We start from the raw sequence: 17305 nt of genomic DNA on the forward strand, positions 1-17305 counted from the left end.
GAAAGTAGAAAAAGATTTTATGTGGCAAGACGCAAAGTTGCTCAATGCAATCTCCAATGTCTTATTCAGCATTGTGTTGCTTGCCCTGCTGGTATCAGGTGTCTGGTGGGTGATTCAACGACCAGTTTTTGCCTTGCATGTGGTACGGGTTGAAGGTGAGCAGAAACGTGAATTGCGTCATGTGAATACCTTGACGATACGTGAGCAGGCATTGCCGAAAATAGCTGGAAATTTTTTCACGACGAATTTGGATCAGGTTAGACAAGCATTTGAATCTGTACCTTGGGTCAGAAAAGCAAGCGTGCAAAGAGTCTGGCCAGATAAATTAGTGGTTGCATTGGAAGAGCATGAAGTGTTGGGTACGTGGGGTGAAGATGGAAGATTGGTTTCTACCGCCGGCGACGTGTTCACTGCCAATTTAGCGGAAGCGGAAGAAGATACACAGCTGATTAGTTTGAATGGCCCAGACGGCAGTGAAAAAGAGGTCGTCGCGCAATATCGACAGTTTAAAGAATGGTTTAATGGTCTCGCGTTGGAACCGGAAGTCGTTGAATATTCGAGTCGTTATGCGTGGAGCGTGAAATTAAATAATGGGTTGCGGGTGGAACTTGGTAAAGCGCAAGAGCCAAATGGCCTAAAAAAGCGAGTGGAGCAATTGATTAAAGTCTACCCACAGTTGGTCACTCGATTGCAGGGCAGTATCGTCAGCGTCGACATGCGTTACCCAAATGGCCTCGCATTGAAAACTAGTAGTCAGAGTTTTGGATCAACAGGAAAATCTGGCGCAAAGTGAAGCAAAAAATGCAGTAGAAAAATCAAGTAGAAAATGCAGTGCCCAGTAAGTCGGAAAAACTTTTGACAAGCATTGCTCAAGACAAAAAGAGCGATGTTAAATACGTGTAATCAGTACCTTAAATAAGTAAGTGGAAGACTATGACAAAAGACGCAAAAAACCTGATCGTTGGCCTTGATATTGGCACTTCGAAAATTGTCGCGGTGGTGGCAGAGGTGATGCCAGATGGTCGGCACGAAGTGATCGGCTTGGGTCAGCATGAATCGAAGGGTTTGAAAAAAGGTGTGGTCGTGAATATCGAAGCCACCGTCGAGTCTATACAGCGCGCCTTAGAAGAAGCTGAATTAATGGCGGACTGCAAAATTCGCACGGTCTATACCGGCATCGCTGGCAGTCACATTCGTAGCTTTAACTCCAGCGGTATGGTGGCGATCAAAGACAAGGAAGTTACTGCAGCAGACGTTTCACGCGTGATTGAAACGGCGAAGGCAGTGAATATTCCTACTGATCAGCAATTGCTGCACACCTTGCCGCAAGAATTTATTGTTGATAGCCAAGATGATGTGCGCGAACCTATCGGTATGAGCGGCATTCGCCTAGAAGTCAAAGTGCACATTGTGACAGGTGCAGTTTCTGCAGTTCAAAACATTGTGAAATGTGTGCGTCGTTGTGGTCTGGAAGTTTCCGATTTGATTTTGCAGCCGATGGCGTCTGCCGACGCGGTATTGACCAATGATGAAAAAGAGCTGGGCGTTGTATTGATCGATATCGGTGGCGGTACGACAGACGTCGCGGTGTTTAGCGAAGGTTCGATACGTCATACGGCGGTGATTCCGATTGCCGGTGATCAAATCACAAACGATATTGCGATGGCATTGCGTACGCCAACGTCAGAAGCAGAGGAAATCAAAATCCGTTTCGGAGTCGCGAAGCAAGTGTTGGCGGATCCTGCAGATACGCTAGAAGTGCCAGGCTTGGGTGATCGTGGTCCACGATCTCTGTCACGTCAGGCATTGGCCGCGGTCATCGAACCACGCGTTGAGGAATTATTTGCACTCGTACATCAAGTGGTGCGTGAATCCGGATATGAAGATGTGCTCTCATCTGGCATCGTGTTAACTGGTGGATCAGCAACCATGCAAGGTATGGTCGAAATGGCGGAAGATATTTTCTTAAAGCCAGCGCGTTTGGGTATGCCCGCTTATTCAGGACAATTAGCAGATGTGGTGCGTAGTCCTCGTTATGCGACCGTGTTAGGTTTGTTGTTAGAAGCAAAGAAGCAGTACTTACGCGGTCATATTGTGACCCGTCAAGCAGGTTCAGCAGGTGCAGTTTGGCAGCGCATGAAAGAGTGGTTTCAAGGGAATTTTTAATTCCATCTTTTGTTTTGAAAAATAGTGTTTGTTTTATAGACGAAATGAGGCGATTTGCAGCAGATTTTTTACTATAATTTGCTGCAATCATTTTATAATGGTGTGAATTACAGTTTTTATTCGCTAGGCGTCACATAGGGTGAGGATTAGCGACTGAAAACTGCCTACTTGGGGGATTCATGATGGAGTTCGATATGGTCGATAACGCTACGCAAGGCACAGTGATCAAAGTCGTTGGTGTCGGTGGCGCAGGTGGTAACGCAGTTCAGCACATGATTAACAAAGGTGTTTCTGGCGTGGAGTTTATCGCTGCAAATACCGATGCTCAAGCGCTGACACAATCTGGTGCACATAATGTGATTCAAATCGGTGAGACCGGCCTCGGTGCTGGTATGAAACCTGAAGTGGGTCGCCAGCTTGCTGAAGAGTCCCGCTCACGTATTGAAGATGCATTGCGCGGTGCGCATATGGTCTTTATCGCTGCTGGTATGGGTGGTGGCACAGGTACAGGTGCGGCACCAGTGGTTGCACAGATCGCGAAAGAACAAGGCGCGTTAACTGTCGCGGTAGTATCCAAACCTTTTTCTTACGAAGGTAAGAAATGTATGGATATCGCTGACGAAGGTCTCGAAGCTTTGTCCAAACACGTCGATTCTTTGATCATCATTTTGAATGAAAAGCTCGAAGAAATTTACGAAGACGACAGCATGATTGAATGGTTAGGTCACGCTGATAACGTCTTGAATAATGCTGTTGCGGGTATCGCCGAAATCATTAACGTTCCAGGTCATATTAACGTCGACTTCAATGATGTGAAAACAATCATGGGCGAACAAGGCAAGGCGATGATGGGAACGGCGACAGCGTCTGGCGTTGATCGTGCACGCATCGCAGCGGAACAAGCGGTTGCTTCACCATTGTTGGACGGTATCGATTTGTCTGGCGCGCGCGGCGTTCTGGTCAATGTGACTGCCAGCCGTGGCTTAAAAGGTAAAGAAATCAAAGAGGTGATGGCAGCAGTGCGCGCATTCGCGGCACCAGATGCATCGATCGCACAAGGTATTGCTTACGACGATACGATGGGTGATGAAATCCGTGTCACAGTCGTAGCAACTGGCTTAGGTCGCGGCAAGAAAAATATCCAATTGGTACAAACGCCAATGCTGCGTACAGGTACAAATGATGAGCCGATGATGATGGCAAGTCCAGCAACCACGACGACGGTAAGTAAAGGAACAACTTCTGTCAGTGCTGGTTTTGATAGTTTGACTAAACCAGCAGTGTGGCGTCATTCTGCCACTGAGCAAGTGCGTGCTTTAGAAAAGAACGGTATGGAAACTTATGATATTCCTGCCTTCTTGCGCAAACAAGCTGACTAATCAGGCTAATTCATTAGGCTGATTACGCAGGCATACAGAAATCAGTCAGTAAAATTAGTCGTTTAAGCTTCAGCTTGAAAATCAAACAAAAACGCCAGTCGAGAGATTGGCGTTTTTGCTTTCTGCAGGAATTTTTTGTTTAAGGCATACTTGCACACTTCGTTGATCGCACCGCATATACAGACTAGGCAATTCGATTCAGCGAGTAACATTTCATCGTTCGTTTTTATTTTTAGGGAGTTCATTATGAGCATCAAGATTGGTGACAAATTACCAGCAGGTAGCCTGGCCGAATTTATCGAAGTGGAATCAGAGGGCTGTTCTTTAGGCCCAAACACTTTTGACGTAGCTGAACTGACTAAGGGTAAAACCATCGCGATTTTCGGTTTGCCTGGCGCTTATACGCCAACTTGCTCCGCGAAACATGTTCCTGGTTATGTAGAGCATGCGGCCGCGTTAAAAGCAAAAGGCGTGGATGAAATCTGGTGCATTTCTGTGAACGATGCATTTGTCATGGGTGCTTGGGGGCGCGATCAAAAAGCAACTGGCACCGTGCGTATGATGGCTGACGGTAATGCTGCATTTAGCAAAGCTTTGGGTCTCGATGCGGATTTCAGTAAGTTCGGTATGGGTGTTCGCTCACAGCGTTATTCCATGGTCGTTGTGGACGGTGTGGTCAAGCATTTGAATGTGGAAGAGGGCGGTAACTTCGCAGTTTCTAACGCAGAAACGATGCTGGCGCAATTGGCTTAATTCGCTATTGTCGCAGCCGTATGCATTGAAAAATGCGCATCATGTTGATGCGCATTTTTTTATGCCAAATTCTAAACTCCTGCGCAAAATAGCTTTGCGATTTATAATCTCGCCATGTTAAAGCAAAGAACAATACAAAAAGAGGTCAAGACTATTGGTGTCGGCGTACATTCCGGTACTAAGGTGACTTTGACTCTACGCCCTGCCCCTGTTGATACCGGGATCATATTTACGCGTGTCGATTTACAGCCAGCTGTGGTGTTTCCGGCGACTGCGCTAAATATCGGTGACACTAAAATGGCTTCCACCTTAACCAAGGACGGTGCCAAAGTCTCAACCGTCGAACACTTATTGTCGGCTTGTGCAGGGTTGGGTATTGATAATTTGTATATCGATGTCAGTGCAGAAGAAATCCCTATCATGGATGGTTCAGCATCTTCCTTTGTGTATTTACTTCAACAAGCTGGCATGCAAGAACAGAGTGCGGCTAAGAAGTTTATCAGGGTGCTGAAGTCAGTCGAGATTCGTGAAGGAACCGGTAAGTCCGAGAAATGGGCGCGCCTCGATCCTTATGATGGCTTCAAGTTGCATTTCTTTATTGAATTTAATCATCCCGCGGTAGATGGTACCAATCAAACCGCGGAAGTCGATTTTGAGCAAGTTTCCTATGTCAAAGATGTCGCTCGAGCCCGCACTTTTGGTTTTATGCAAGACGTTGAAATGCTGCGTGGCATAGGTTTGGCGCGAGGTGGTTCATTGGAAAACGCCATCGTCATGGATGAATACCGAATCTTAAATGCCGATGGATTGCGTTTTGATGATGAATTTGTGCGACATAAGATTTTGGACGCAATTGGTGATCTATATCTGATTGGGCATCCATTCCTTGCCAGCTATACCGCACATAAATCTGGCCATGGCCTGAATAATCAATTGTTGCGTGTCTTACTGGCGCAACCAGATGCTTATGAAATCATCACATTTGACGATGTAAAATTTGCACCTAAGTCCTACGCCTTCCAAGAAGAACGTGAGTGGGCTTTGAATTGAACATTCGTTAGGATAGGTCTATCTTTTCCTAAGTCCTGCAATACGTAGCTTAAATTTGGTTAAGTTAATTCAAAATGTTACTTGCACTAAGCGCGGTTGCGGCTTAATAGTCGGCTAAGTGCTGCCTTCAGCCCTTCATTTTGTGGTGTGGCTTCTAAATTAGTCTCCAAGTCCTTAAATGCATTGAGCGCAGAACCTGTCAATATTGCTTGTTTGATCGGTTCTGGTTTCTCGACCGCGCGCTTGACTTGTACTTTGATCTTGATTGCGTTAATCTGCCAACCTCGTTGTTGCAAGTGTGCCTGTAATTTTGGCAATTGTTGCTTCAATTTTGCGGCGATCGAGGCATTTGGCGTCGACATCACTAATTGGTCGTCATTGAGGTTCAGAACCTCACAGCCATCGAAGATCGCGGGCAGGGCTGTTCTGCATTCTTTTTGTAGCGAAATATTTCGCTTAACCGTTGGTAAAAGTGGAGATAGTTTGTCGTTGTGTCTTAGAAATGACGCTATCTCATTGGTTTGAGCCATCTTTTTGCCACGTTTGACATTTAGTCGGTAGGTTGGGTGAGGTGATTGCATATTCAGCACATTACCATAATTCATTCTTGTTGATCACGGAGGAAACAGTTAATGCAAATCATCATTATGCATTCACGTTTGACCCAAGCAAAGTCGCTGACTTTGTCATCTAAGCATTTGATTAGTTTTATTTCGCTCATCGTATTGCTGGCTTTGTTAGGCGCATTTATTTTCATCAATACACTGGCGCGATTTGCTGGCAGTGATTCCGCAATTGTGAAAAGTATTTTACCTGCAACGATGTTGAGCTCTAACATCGGAGGTGCCAGCGGAAATGAGATATATTTGAAGGAAAATCTCGCTGCCATGGCCGTTAAAATTGGCGAAATGCAGGCGCAATTGATCCGTCTTGATGCATTAGGTGAGCGGGTGCAAGGATTGGCTGGAGTGAAGCCGGAAGAGTTTAATTTTAAAGAAGCTCCGGGGCGCGGCGGTGCAGAAGTGCTCGCAGATGTCGCTAAGTCAGATTTAAATATCCATGATTTCCAAGCCTCACTTGAAGTACTTTCTAAAGATCTCAGTTATCGCTCTGACTACTTGAATGTGGTCGAATCTAAGTTGATGAGTTTTAAGCTGCAGGCAAAATTATTACCCACAATTGTTCCTGTGAATGTAGGTTACAACGCCTCAACTTTTGGGCGCCGCCTTGATCCATTTTCGGGGCGCACTGCATTTCATGAGGGCTTGGATTTTTCTGCGCCGAACGGCACCCCTATCGTTGCAGCTGCTGGTGGTGTGGTGGTCGCGGCGGAATATCACCCAGAATTTGGGAATATGCTTGAAATTGATCATGGTGGCGACATGATGACCCGCTACGCGCATGCGTCTAAATTGTTTGCCAAAGTAGGTGACATCGTCAAACGCGGTCAGCATGTGGCGAATATAGGGTCAACCGGGCGCTCAACTGGATCACATTTGCACTTTGAGGTGAGAATCAAAGGCGTCGCCCAAAATCCTCATAAATTCTTGAACGCTGGCGGCGAAGGCACAGATGTCTCAAAATTGGCAAGCCTGGTTCGGTAATGCTAACAATAAATCTTTGCACGAGCTAAATGAGTATGACTTGACTCGGTGGTGCTGACCTAAATCGCACGGCGAAGCGCTTCTGGATCCACATGTTGTGCGCACGCGACTCTCATGCAAAGCATGAATAAATGTTAATTAAAAATCATCAACGCACCAAATTTTGGCAAATTTTTTGATTTTGCTTGAATTTGTCGGATTTGCCACCATCTCTCAGCCAAACTTCCCTCTCTTGATAGTAGAAATTCTGGAAAGCTAGGTGAGCCATGTTAAAATAAAAAGTTAAGCATATTTGCTGCATTTTTTGTTTTCTTGCAGTGTTTTAGAACCTACACCCACCATACTCACTACTAGCATGTCATTTCTGACCAAAATATTCGGTAGCCGCAATCAAAGGCTTTTGAAACAATACCAAAAAATTGTGCGTGAAATCAACGCCTTAGAGCCAAAGTATGAAACTTTGTCGGATGATCAATTAAAGGCGAAAACGCCAGAATTTAGAGAGCGGGTTGCCAAGGGCGAGACTTTGGACGCCTTGTTGCCAGAAGCTTTTGCTGTTTGCCGAGAAGCGAGTAAGCGCGTCTTGAAGATGCGCCATTTTGACGTGCAAATGATTGGTGGTATGGCATTGCACTTCGGTAAGATCGCTGAGATGGGTACGGGTGAAGGCAAAACACTCATGGCGACATTGCCCATCTACTTGAATGCCTTGTCTGGTAAAGGCGTACACGTAGTCACAGTGAATGATTACTTGGCGCAACGCGATGCGGATCAAATGGGGCAGTTGTATGGTTGGTTGGGCTTGACGACCGGCGTTAACTTGTCTCAGTTAGAGCACGATGCGAAACAAGTTGCTTACAGTTCCGATGTTACTTACGGCACAAATAATGAGTTTGGTTTTGATTATTTGCGTGACAACATGGTGTATGAAGCCAAAGATCGCGTACAGCGGACCTTGAATTTTGCCGTGGTCGATGAAGTCGATTCGATTTTGATTGATGAAGCGCGTACGCCTTTGATCATTTCTGGTCAGGCGGAAAATCACACCGAACTATATTACAAAATCAATGAAGTACCTAAGCTGTTGACTTTGCAAATCGGTGAAGAAACGCCGGATGGTAAAGGCGTCGTCGAAGTACCGGGTGATTACACCAAGGATGAAAAATCACATCAGGTTTTGTTGACCGAAGCGGGTCACGACAAAGCTGAGCGTATTTTGACGCAAATGGGTTTATTGCCAGAAGGCGCGTCTTTGTACGATGCAGCGAATATCTCGCTGGTTCATCATTTATACGCAGCCTTGCGTGCGCATGCGTTGTATTTTAAAGATCAACACTATGTCGTGTTGGATGACGAAATCGTGATCGTCGATGAGTTTACTGGTCGTATGATGACAGGCCGTCGTTGGTCTGACGGTTTGCATCAAGCCGTGGAAGCGAAAGAAGGTGTTCGTATCCAAAACGAAAATCAGACTTTGGCATCCATCACTTTCCAAAATTACTTCCGTATGTACACGCGCTTGTCCGGAATGACGGGTACAGCGGATACTGAAGCTTACGAATTCCAAGAGATCTACAATCTCGAAACTGTAGTGATTCCACCGAATCGTCCGTCAGCACGTAAAGACAGACAAGATCAAGTCTACAAATCCGCCGAAGAAAAATACGGCGCGATGCTGAAGGATATTCAGGATTGCTTCGAACGTGGCCAACCGGTTTTGGTCGGCACGACGTCGATTGAGAATTCCGAATTACTATCCGGTATTTTAGAAAAAGCCAAGTTGCCGCACAATGTTTTGAATGCGAAACAGCATGCACGCGAAGCGGAAATTATTGCACAAGCCGGTCGTCCAAAAGCGATCACGATTGCGACCAATATGGCTGGTCGCGGTACGGATATTGTCTTGGGTGGTAATGTCGCGAAACAGGTGCAACTGATCGAAGCCTCAGAAACTTTATCGGATGCTGAGAAACGAGCGCAATCGCAAAAATTACGTGATGAGTGGCAGTCTCTGCACGACCAAGTTGTTGCTGCAGGTGGTTTACACATCGTTGGTACTGAACGCCATGAATCGCGCCGCGTTGATAATCAATTGCGTGGTCGTTCTGGTCGTCAGGGTGATCCTGGTTCGTCCCGATTCTATCTGTCATTAGATGATGCATTGCTGCGGATCTTTGCTGGTGATCGCGTACGTGCAATCATGGATCGCCTGAAAATGCCAGAAGGCGAGCCAATCGAAGCAGGTATTGTCAGCCGTTCGATCGAGTCTGCACAGCGTAAAGTCGAAGCACGTAACTTCGACATTCGTAAACAATTGCTCGAATATGACGACGTCGCCAATGATCAGCGTAAAGTGATTTATCAGCAACGAAATGAATTACTCGAAGCGCATGACATGTCGGAAATGATTGCGTCTTTGCGTGACGGAATGTTCCATGATTTGGTGCGTCAATATGTGCCGGAAGAGACTGTAGAAGAGCAATGGGATTTGGCTGGTTTGCAAGCCGTATTGGCAGGCGAGTGGGCTTTGGATCTAGATTTGGTAGGTTTGCTCGAGACTGAGAAAAATTTAACCGACGAAGATATTCTTGTGCGCGTTATCGCTGCCGCAAAAGCAGAATATGACGCTAAATTGGATGTTGTTGGTAAAGATGCCTTTGCTGGTTTTGAGCGTAGTGTAATGCTGCAAAGTATCGATAATCACTGGCGTGAACACTTGGCGGCACTCGATCATTTGCGTCAAGGTATACATTTGCGAGGTTACGCGCAGAAAAATCCTAAGCAAGAATATAAACGTGAAGCTTTCGAATTGTTTGGTCAAATGCTGGACTTGATCAAAAACGAAGTGGTGCGAATTGTCGTCACTGTGCGTATCCAATCCCGTGAAGAGATCGAAGCTGCGGAACAGCAAATGGCGCAATCTCAAGTCGAGAACGTGCATTACCAACACGCGGAATTTGATGCGAATGCTTCGCCGGAAGAAATGTTGGCACCAAGCCCAGTTGTGGCCGATGAGCAGACACCAATTGTTGAACAAGGTTGGAAAATCGGACGTAATGATGCTTGCCCTTGCGGCAGTGGCAAGAAGTACAAACAATGCCATGGCAAGTTAGCTTAAGAATTAGGAACTTGGGATCGTAAGTTCTTATGAGCTTCAGGTAAAACGGGCAATAAAAAAGACGGATAAGCCGTCTTTTTTATTGCCCGTTTTTTGTCTACTCAAATTTCAAATGGTGCTAGAGTTTCATGTAAATTCGTAGACGAATGACTCAGGATCTGTCGCTGCTCAAAGTATTTTTGAGTTTAAGTAATTGTGCTTCTAATGCATCAAAATCTTCGCTGCGGTAGGTGCTAAAAGTGTTACGACCTTGATTGACAATTTCGGGAAAAGCTTCATTGAAGCGTACCTCACCTGCTGTAGTTAGCTTAATAAATAATTGGCGTCTATCCTCACCACGTTCGCGTTGGATTAATCCCATGCTCTCGAGGCGATCTAGGACGCCTGTTAAGGTGCCTTTGGTGATCAAGGTTTTTTCACCGAGCTCTTTGCACGTCATCCCAGGCGTATTGCCTAAGGTCGCGATGATATCGAATTGCGATTCCGTAAATCCCATTGCCCGTACGCGTTTTGCAGAGGCTTTTTCGAAAAGCTGCATGCATTCTGATAACAGACGTATGCTGCGTAAATAACGTTTTTCTATCATAGAAATTAGTGTCGATTGCGGTTGGAATACCTTACTTTGCGTCGCTTCCAACCTGCAATCATTGCTCTTGAAAAGATTAATTTGCTTTAGCTGCTTCGACTTGAATCGCTAATTTTACCTCAGGAGAAAAACCCCAATTCAGCGCGAAATTCATGCCAAAATCGCTGCGTTTAAATTCTGCGCTGGCATCCGCACCGCAAGTTTCGCGCTTCGTCATCGCATCTTCAATGCACTTAAATTTATTCACGGTTAAATTGACTGGCTTGGTTACGCCCAATAAAGTCAATTCACCTTCGACGGCGACCAATTTATCGCCATCAAATTTCATTGATTTGCCGACATAAGTAATGGTCGGGAATTGTGGAACATTAAACATATCTTTATTCTTAGCATGATCGTTCATCGCAGGCAAACCAAAGTCGAGAGAGTTTGCATCGATAGTGATGTTCATCGTGCCAGTTTTCGCTGTGCGATCGAGCGTGATTGTGCCTTCGGTTTTGGTGAACTTACCACGCCAGAAAGAAATACCTTTGTGATCTGCTTCAAAACTTGGGTAAGTATGTTTGGAATCGATTTTATACGTTTGGGCGAAGCTTGGTGCGGCAACTGCAAATAAAGCGATAGCAAAAAAGTGATTTAATTTCATGGTGAAGCTCCTAGATTAGAATTACTGGTTGGTGACTACTTTAAATTGAATGACGACTTCATCGGCGACCATGCTGGTATCTTTCCATTCACCTTCACCGATATTAAATTGCAGGCGCTTGATGGGCAAATTTCCTTCAAAGCTGAGAATTTTGCCTTCAGTTTTGACTTGTAAAGGGAAACGTACTGCGATAGTTTTTCCCTTAATACTTAAATTTCCACTCACATCAAGTTTGCCCGAGCCTAGCGACTTCATCGATGTCGAAACGAAGCTAGCCTTAGCGAATTGCGCAGCATTGAACCATTCCTTTTTCAAGACTTCTTGATTGTATTCAGGCGCAGGCAAGTCGATGCTGCTGACGTCGATGTCGACTTTGGCAGTGGATAGTTCTGGTTTCGCGGCGTTGTAATCAATCGTCGCTTGAAATTTCTTGAATTTGGCTTGTACAGGGACCTCCATTTGCTTAAAGATCGCGTGCACGCTGCTCTTACCGCTGTCGATGGTGAGATTCGCCGCCAGTATGCTGCCTGAAGCGCAAATAGCTGCTGCGATCAGAAGACGTTTGCTGATACTTTTGCCGCGGTTCATGCCATTGTTTAAGTTTGAGGTGAAAGACATATTTACTCCTTGGTTAGACGCGCAGGCAACATACGTTGCAATATACCGTCTTTGTTGATCAGGTGATGCTTGAGCGCCGCGGCAAAATGTAATCCGACCAGTACTAACATGCCCGTCGTCAGCACTTCATGTAATTCTTTCAGACCTTCTTTCCATTCTGGATGAGGACTGATGATCGCTGGTAATTCAATCAAGCCGAAATACACAACCGGGAAGCCTGCCGCATAGGTGTAGAGATAGCCAGAAAGTGGTACGGCTATCATGAGCAGGTACAAGATACTGTGCATCGCATTCGCCAGTTGCTTTTCCCAGTTTTGCATCGTATCGGGGTATGCAGGTGCACCTTTGATTAAGCGAACTAGCAAGCGCAATGCAACCAATCCGAAAATACTGACTCCTAACCACTTATGCCATGAATACAGCTTCAGTTTGGTCGGACTGATTCTTAAGTCGCTCATATACCAGCCCATCGCAAATGCGGCAATGATCAGGAGGGCGATGAGCCAATGCAAGACGATGCTAGTGGTGGAATAGCGTTGCATGAAAAGTTCCTAAAATGGAAATTAGTTCGGAGTAGGACTAATATAGCAAAAAAAATGAAAGTCTGCTTGCGTCGGCCTGAATTTATCTGAAAACCCCGCGACTGATTTAGGGAACCTGATCCGAATGCCAATTCTAGAAAGAAAAATGGGCACAAGAAACAAAGTCTCTTGTGCCCATTTTTGAAACAACTGACGATAAATTGTCCTAAATTTGCATTTATCGTCGCCAACTCACCAGTTGAGGATGAAGTTAAATCGCTTTCGCTAATTTAGCTGCAATACCCGTGTAATTCCCCGGTGTCATTGTCAATAGCTGATCTTTGGCATCTTGTGGAATACTTAAGCCCAAAATGAATTCGCGCAAAGCGTCTTTAGAAATACCTTTGCCGCGTGTCAACTCTTTTAGTTGCTCGTATGGATTTTCCACCCCATAGCGACGCATGACAGTTTGCACAGGTTCTGCCAATACTTCCCACGTGTTATCCAGATCTTCCGTCAAACGAGCTTGATTGGTTTCCAATTTATTCAAGCCACGTACGCAGCTGTCATACGCCAATAAGGTGTAACCAAATGCCACACCGATATTGCGTAGCACAGTGGAATCCGTCAAATCCCGTTGCCAACGGGAGATTGGCAATTTTTCGGATAAGTGTTTGAGTAAGGCATTTGCCAAGCCCAGATTACCTTCAGAATTTTCGAAGTCGATAGGGTTGACTTTGTGCGGCATGGTTGAGGAACCGATTTCGCCTGCTTTGGTTTTTTGTTTGAAATAGCCAACCGAAATATAACCCCAAATGTCACGATTCAAATCGAGCAGAATCGTGTTTGCACGGGCAAACGCATCAAACATTTCGGCCATGTAGTCGTGCGGTTCAATTTGAATCGTGTATGGGTTGTAAGTCAGTCCCAGACGCTGCTCAATGACATTTTTGGAAAAAGTTTCCCAGTCATGTTGTGGGTAGGCAGATAAATGTGCATTGTAGTTGCCTACTGCGCCGTTCATTTTGCCGAGGATCTCAACCTGTGCGATACGCTGTGCTGCACGTTGTAAGCGTGCGACCACGTTGGCCATTTCCTTACCTAAAGTTGTTGGGCTGGCAGTTTGGCCATGCGTGCGTGACAGCATAGGAACTTCTGCGTTGTCATGCGCGATTTCTGTCAGGCGTGCGATTAATTTATTTAGGGCAGGCAACATCACGCTATCGCGTGCTGTTTTTAACATCATGCCGTGTGAAGTGTTATTGATGTCTTCAGAAGTGCATGCAAAGTGGATGAATTCTGCAGCCGCTTTTAATTCAACAGTGATTTCTGGAGCGATGTTTAATGTACGCGTCGGCAAATGATTGTAGCTCTCTGGAAGTGCTAAGCCGACCGATTCTTTTAACCAATATTCAACCGCTTTTACGTCATGATTCGTGACTGCCTCAATGGCTTTAATACGGGCTGCGTCGTCTTCGGAAAAGTCTGCTGCGATACGATTAAGCAAGGCATTTGCGGCATCAGAAAATGGTTTGATTTCCGTGAAGCCTGCTAGTGACAAAGCCTGCAACCAGGAGATTTCCACTTTCACGCGGTGATGCATGAAACCAGCTTCAGAGAGAGTGGAGCGCAGCGCATCCACTTTAGACGCGTAACGTCCATCCAATGGGGAAAGTGCGGAGAGAGTAGAGAGTGACATAGGATAAAGAGGAAGTTGAAGAGGCGGTTGGCGAACTAATTCCTGAGGCGCTTGGTTGCTTAGTTGTTGGCGCAGGAAAAAAACAACGATTAAAAGTATTAAAAATTGTGAAGCGATGAGGTGAAAAACCGACAAACCTATTTTCCTACCTTTTCTCAATAACAAATAAAGCCCGAGAAAAACAGCTTAACTTGTCTCAATTTCTACAAAACACCTAAATCGAAAGCGCGTATTTTAACATGGCTGGCTAGCATTTTTGCGGCCCTAAAAGATGATGGTGAATTGCTAAGCATGGATGCCGGTACTTTGCGGGTGGCAATGCTATAATTTCGCTTAATTGAAACTCGCTATGTAATTGTTAATGAACAACTTTTGTTAATTAATTACGCAACTACACTTATGAAACTCATTGGCTCCCTTACAAGTCCTTACGTCAGAAAAGTCCGCGTCGTGATGGCGGAGAAAAAGCTGGATTACGCCTTGATACTTGAAAACGTCTGGGCCCCTGAAACGACGATTCAGCAGTCCAATCCTTTAGGAAAGATACCCTGTCTTTTGATGGAAGATGGCGGTGCGATGTTTGATTCACGTGTGATTGTTGAATATCTGGATACGCTGACACCAGTAGGTAAATTGATTCCGCCGCATGGTCGTGAACGTGCGGAAGTGAAAAGTTGGGAAGCACTAGCCGATGGTATCTTGGATGCAGCGGTGTTAGTACGTCTGGAGCGTACTATGCGTGAGCCGGCGATTCAGAGCGACGCTTGGGTGAATCGCCAGATGGATAAAGTGAATGCGGGCCTAAAAGCGATGTCACAGGGGCTGGGCGATTCTGCGTTTTGTGTTAGTAATCATCTGACACTGGCGGATATTAGCGTGGCATGCTGCTTAGGTTGGTTGGCGTTCCGTTTCCCTGCCATCGCCTGGCGCGAAGAATATTCGAATCTGGCTAAGTTAGCTGATAAGCTGGCTGAGCGGCCATCGTTTAAAGAGACTTTGCCAGAATGAGTCGATAAAGTTTGCAGTGAATTTCGCTGCTACCGTAGACGAAAAAAAAGCATGTTTTCAACATGCTTTTTTTTCGAGGATTTTTGCGCAATCTATTCAGCGAACACGGGTGTTTTCTCGCTGACAGTTTAGCCACGGAGAGAAAAATTGATACTCGCTGTCGCTAAAACCATCGTTGCTTTGCCATCTTCCACATAAGGTTTGAACAGCGCGCGTAATAAAGCTACTTTGGCGGATTCATCTAAGCGGGCAAAGCCGGAAGATTTTAGGATTTCTACTTTTTCGGCGCGACCTTTGTCATTGACTAAAACCTGCATGACCACGCGACCTTCTTCGCCCATGCGGCGTGCCATAGGTGGATAGTCGGCTTGTGGCGCTTGAATATATTCTACGGCGCTAATCACTTTCGGACCAGCCGGTTCGACTTTTACGATTGCAGGTGTTGCGGCCGCTGGTGCAGACATCGTCGGCAATGTTACCTCAGCCGTTGCAGGCGCCGATGTAATCGCATCCTGTGTCGTGTGTTGTATCGCAAGCTGTGGCGTGGCTGGAGAGGCTATATTGAGAGGGGAAGTTGCTTTTACTTCTTTGCTGACAGGTTCAACCGGCTTGGGCAGCATACTAGGAACCATCATCACAACCGTCTCTTTGGGCGCGGATTGAAAATGCTTTATTGGGCTTAAGATAATCAAACCGAATATGACAATATGCAAAAGTGCAATCACAGAACCAGTCGCAAATTGGCGTGGAAGTTGTGGGGCTTGCAGCGTATTCATAGTGATCGACCTATTTGAAAATTGCGTTTAATCTAAATAAGAATAATTCGTATTTAGATTATGTATCAATTTTCAAGCGTATGCAAGAAAATTGTGCAGCGCAAGATTATAAAGTTTGCGCTAGCTCAATGTGGGGCGAGTGGCGGTGCTGGCTCAGACAAAAATACTCTGGCGATGGAGGCGATTAGTTAATTGTATGAATTGGCAAGGTTGACGCTTTGATTGAATAAGTGGCATAGATGCCGAATTAATTGCCCATCTCTTCACCAAGCTGCACGAAACCCGCTGGCTTCCAGTTGGGATTAAATTTCATGCTATCTTTGTTAAACAGCATGACTACCGTCGAGCCTAGTAAGAAACGCCCCATTTCTTCGCCTTTTTTCAAAACGATATTCTGTTCAGCATAACTCCATTCGCGCACTTGCTTACTGCGCGGTGGGTTGATGATACCGTGCCAGGTCGTCTGCATGCTACCAACTACTGTGGCGCCAACCAGCACCAATACGAATTCGCCATGCGGGGAATCAAATACACAGACTACGCGTTCGTTGCGGGCGAAGAGTCCAGGAACGCCGCGAGCAGTCGTTGGATTGACTGAAAATAATTCGCCAGGCACATAAATCATGCGTTTGAGTTTTCCATCACATGGCATATGTATCCTGTGATAGTCACGTGGGCTAAGGTAGATATTTGCAAACTGGCCGTCGCTGTATTTTTCTGCCAATGTGGCATCGCCGCCGACTAAAGCTGTAGCAGAAAAATAATGACCTTTCGCTTGAAAAATCTGACCTTCGTTAATGTTACCAAATTCACTGATTGCACCATCGACGGGGCAGGCGTACTTTGAGGCTGTCATTGGACGAGCGTCAGCCTTTAATGCGCGAGTGAAAAATTCATTAAAGTTCGCGTAACTGGCAGTATCTGAATTCGCCGCTTCCTGCATATTCACGTTGTATTTTTTGACGAACCAATTAATTAAACGAGTAGTACGTCGGCCGCCGCGATCATTGGCGACTAAGCCAGCAAATGAGGTCAACAAATATTTAGGCAGGAAGTATTGGGGAAGAACGGCTAATCGATCGGACACGGCTGGCTCATGGATTAAATTAAGATGTGAGATTATAACGGGAGAGCAATGAAATATTGCATTTTGGCTTGTAGACGCCACATTTCGCCTGCATGTTCTGATCGTAAGTGACTTGATTCGTTTGTCGGACCTAAATCGGCGCCCGCTTTTTCATTGCTTTGTCATATTGCATTGGCTTAATCCAGCTATGATGTGCGGATCGATTGCGATTGATCGAAATATTGTGAAGTCTCATTAGGTGTTCACTAATGAGGTGTTAGTTACAATCTATTGGATTATTGAAATTCATAGTGA

At 45.6% G+C, this 17305-nt stretch carries 16 protein-coding genes; 8 read left to right on the forward strand and 8 right to left on the reverse strand.

From position 1 onward, the window contains the following. The first annotated feature begins 19 nt into the window (after positions 1-19). From ACO0KW_RS14560 to lpxC, 5 genes are all read left to right on the forward strand, one after another. Positions 20-793, forward strand: a complete 774-nt coding sequence (locus ACO0KW_RS14560) for a cell division protein FtsQ/DivIB (protein ID WP_423053978.1) — start codon at positions 20-22, stop codon at positions 791-793. Positions 794-933: 140 nt separating this feature from the next. Beyond that, on the forward strand, positions 934-2166 hold the full coding sequence (gene ftsA, locus ACO0KW_RS14565; protein WP_423053979.1) for a cell division protein FtsA: 1233 nt from the start codon (positions 934-936) through the stop codon (positions 2164-2166). A 182-nt stretch (positions 2167-2348) separates the two neighbouring features. Then, on the forward strand, positions 2349-3545 hold the full coding sequence (ftsZ, locus tag ACO0KW_RS14570) for a cell division protein FtsZ (protein WP_423054672.1): 1197 nt from the start codon (positions 2349-2351) through the stop codon (positions 3543-3545). A 246-nt stretch (positions 3546-3791) separates the two neighbouring features. Next, a complete protein-coding gene (locus ACO0KW_RS14575; protein ID WP_423053980.1) occupies positions 3792-4298 on the forward strand; it encodes a peroxiredoxin in 507 nt (168 codons plus the stop codon). A gap of 114 nt (positions 4299-4412) precedes the next feature. Continuing rightward, positions 4413-5348, forward strand: coding sequence for a UDP-3-O-acyl-N-acetylglucosamine deacetylase (gene lpxC / locus ACO0KW_RS14580; protein ID WP_423053981.1), 936 nt, complete (start codon positions 4413-4415; stop codon positions 5346-5348). 86 nt (positions 5349-5434) lie between these two features. Here the strand turns inward: lpxC and ACO0KW_RS14585 are convergent, their stop codons facing one another. Then, positions 5435-5929, reverse strand: a complete 495-nt coding sequence (locus tag ACO0KW_RS14585) for a DciA family protein (RefSeq protein WP_423053983.1) — start codon at positions 5927-5929, stop codon at positions 5435-5437. A gap of 51 nt (positions 5930-5980) precedes the next feature. Between ACO0KW_RS14585 and ACO0KW_RS14590 the strand changes: the two genes are divergently transcribed. Continuing rightward, positions 5981-6952, forward strand: coding sequence for a M23 family metallopeptidase (locus tag ACO0KW_RS14590; RefSeq protein WP_423053984.1), 972 nt, complete (start codon positions 5981-5983; stop codon positions 6950-6952). Between the two features lie 355 nt (positions 6953-7307). Continuing rightward, positions 7308-10070: a preprotein translocase subunit SecA gene (gene secA, locus ACO0KW_RS14595; protein ID WP_423053986.1), complete on the forward strand. Its 2763-nt coding sequence runs from the start codon at positions 7308-7310 to the stop codon at positions 10068-10070. A gap of 151 nt (positions 10071-10221) precedes the next feature. Here the strand turns inward: secA and ACO0KW_RS14600 are convergent, their stop codons facing one another. The 5 genes from ACO0KW_RS14600 to purB all read right to left on the reverse strand — a co-directional run bounded on the left by ACO0KW_RS14600 (position 10222) and on the right by purB (position 14140). Continuing rightward, on the reverse strand, positions 10222-10656 hold the full coding sequence (locus ACO0KW_RS14600; protein ID WP_423053987.1) for a MarR family winged helix-turn-helix transcriptional regulator: 435 nt from the start codon (positions 10654-10656) through the stop codon (positions 10222-10224). A gap of 76 nt (positions 10657-10732) precedes the next feature. Further along, positions 10733-11302 carry a YceI family protein gene (locus tag ACO0KW_RS14605; protein WP_423053988.1) on the reverse strand — a complete coding sequence of 190 codons (570 nt, stop codon included), beginning with the start codon at positions 11300-11302 and terminating at the stop codon, positions 10733-10735. 21 nt (positions 11303-11323) lie between these two features. Next, positions 11324-11890, reverse strand: coding sequence for a YceI family protein (locus tag ACO0KW_RS14610; protein WP_423054673.1), 567 nt, complete (start codon positions 11888-11890; stop codon positions 11324-11326). A 32-nt stretch (positions 11891-11922) separates the two neighbouring features. Further along, positions 11923-12462, reverse strand: coding sequence for a cytochrome b (locus ACO0KW_RS14615; protein WP_423053990.1), 540 nt, complete (start codon positions 12460-12462; stop codon positions 11923-11925). A 250-nt stretch (positions 12463-12712) separates the two neighbouring features. Then, positions 12713-14140, reverse strand: a complete 1428-nt coding sequence (gene purB, locus ACO0KW_RS14620; protein ID WP_423053991.1) for an adenylosuccinate lyase — start codon at positions 14138-14140, stop codon at positions 12713-12715. A 399-nt stretch (positions 14141-14539) separates the two neighbouring features. Here purB and ACO0KW_RS14625 point away from each other — a divergent pair, with 399 nt between their 5' ends. Further along, the gene (locus ACO0KW_RS14625) at positions 14540-15148 is read left to right on the forward strand and encodes a glutathione S-transferase N-terminal domain-containing protein (protein ID WP_423053993.1); all 609 of its coding nucleotides are present in this window, start codon (positions 14540-14542) and stop codon (positions 15146-15148) included. A 128-nt stretch (positions 15149-15276) separates the two neighbouring features. On the opposite strand, the gene ACO0KW_RS14630 is transcribed toward ACO0KW_RS14625, so the two are convergent. Together ACO0KW_RS14630 and asd are read right to left on the reverse strand one after the other, a co-directional pair. Continuing rightward, on the reverse strand, positions 15277-15924 hold the full coding sequence (locus ACO0KW_RS14630; protein ID WP_423053995.1) for a TonB family protein: 648 nt from the start codon (positions 15922-15924) through the stop codon (positions 15277-15279). A 247-nt stretch (positions 15925-16171) separates the two neighbouring features. Beyond that, positions 16172-17011 carry an archaetidylserine decarboxylase gene (gene asd / locus ACO0KW_RS14635; RefSeq protein ID WP_423053996.1) on the reverse strand — a complete coding sequence of 280 codons (840 nt, stop codon included), beginning with the start codon at positions 17009-17011 and terminating at the stop codon, positions 16172-16174. Between the last annotated feature and the right edge of the window lie 294 nt (positions 17012-17305).

Source organism: Undibacterium sp. Ji22W (assembly GCF_049340305.1).
In the GTDB taxonomy this organism is placed as follows: domain Bacteria; phylum Pseudomonadota; class Gammaproteobacteria; order Burkholderiales; family Burkholderiaceae_D; genus Undibacterium.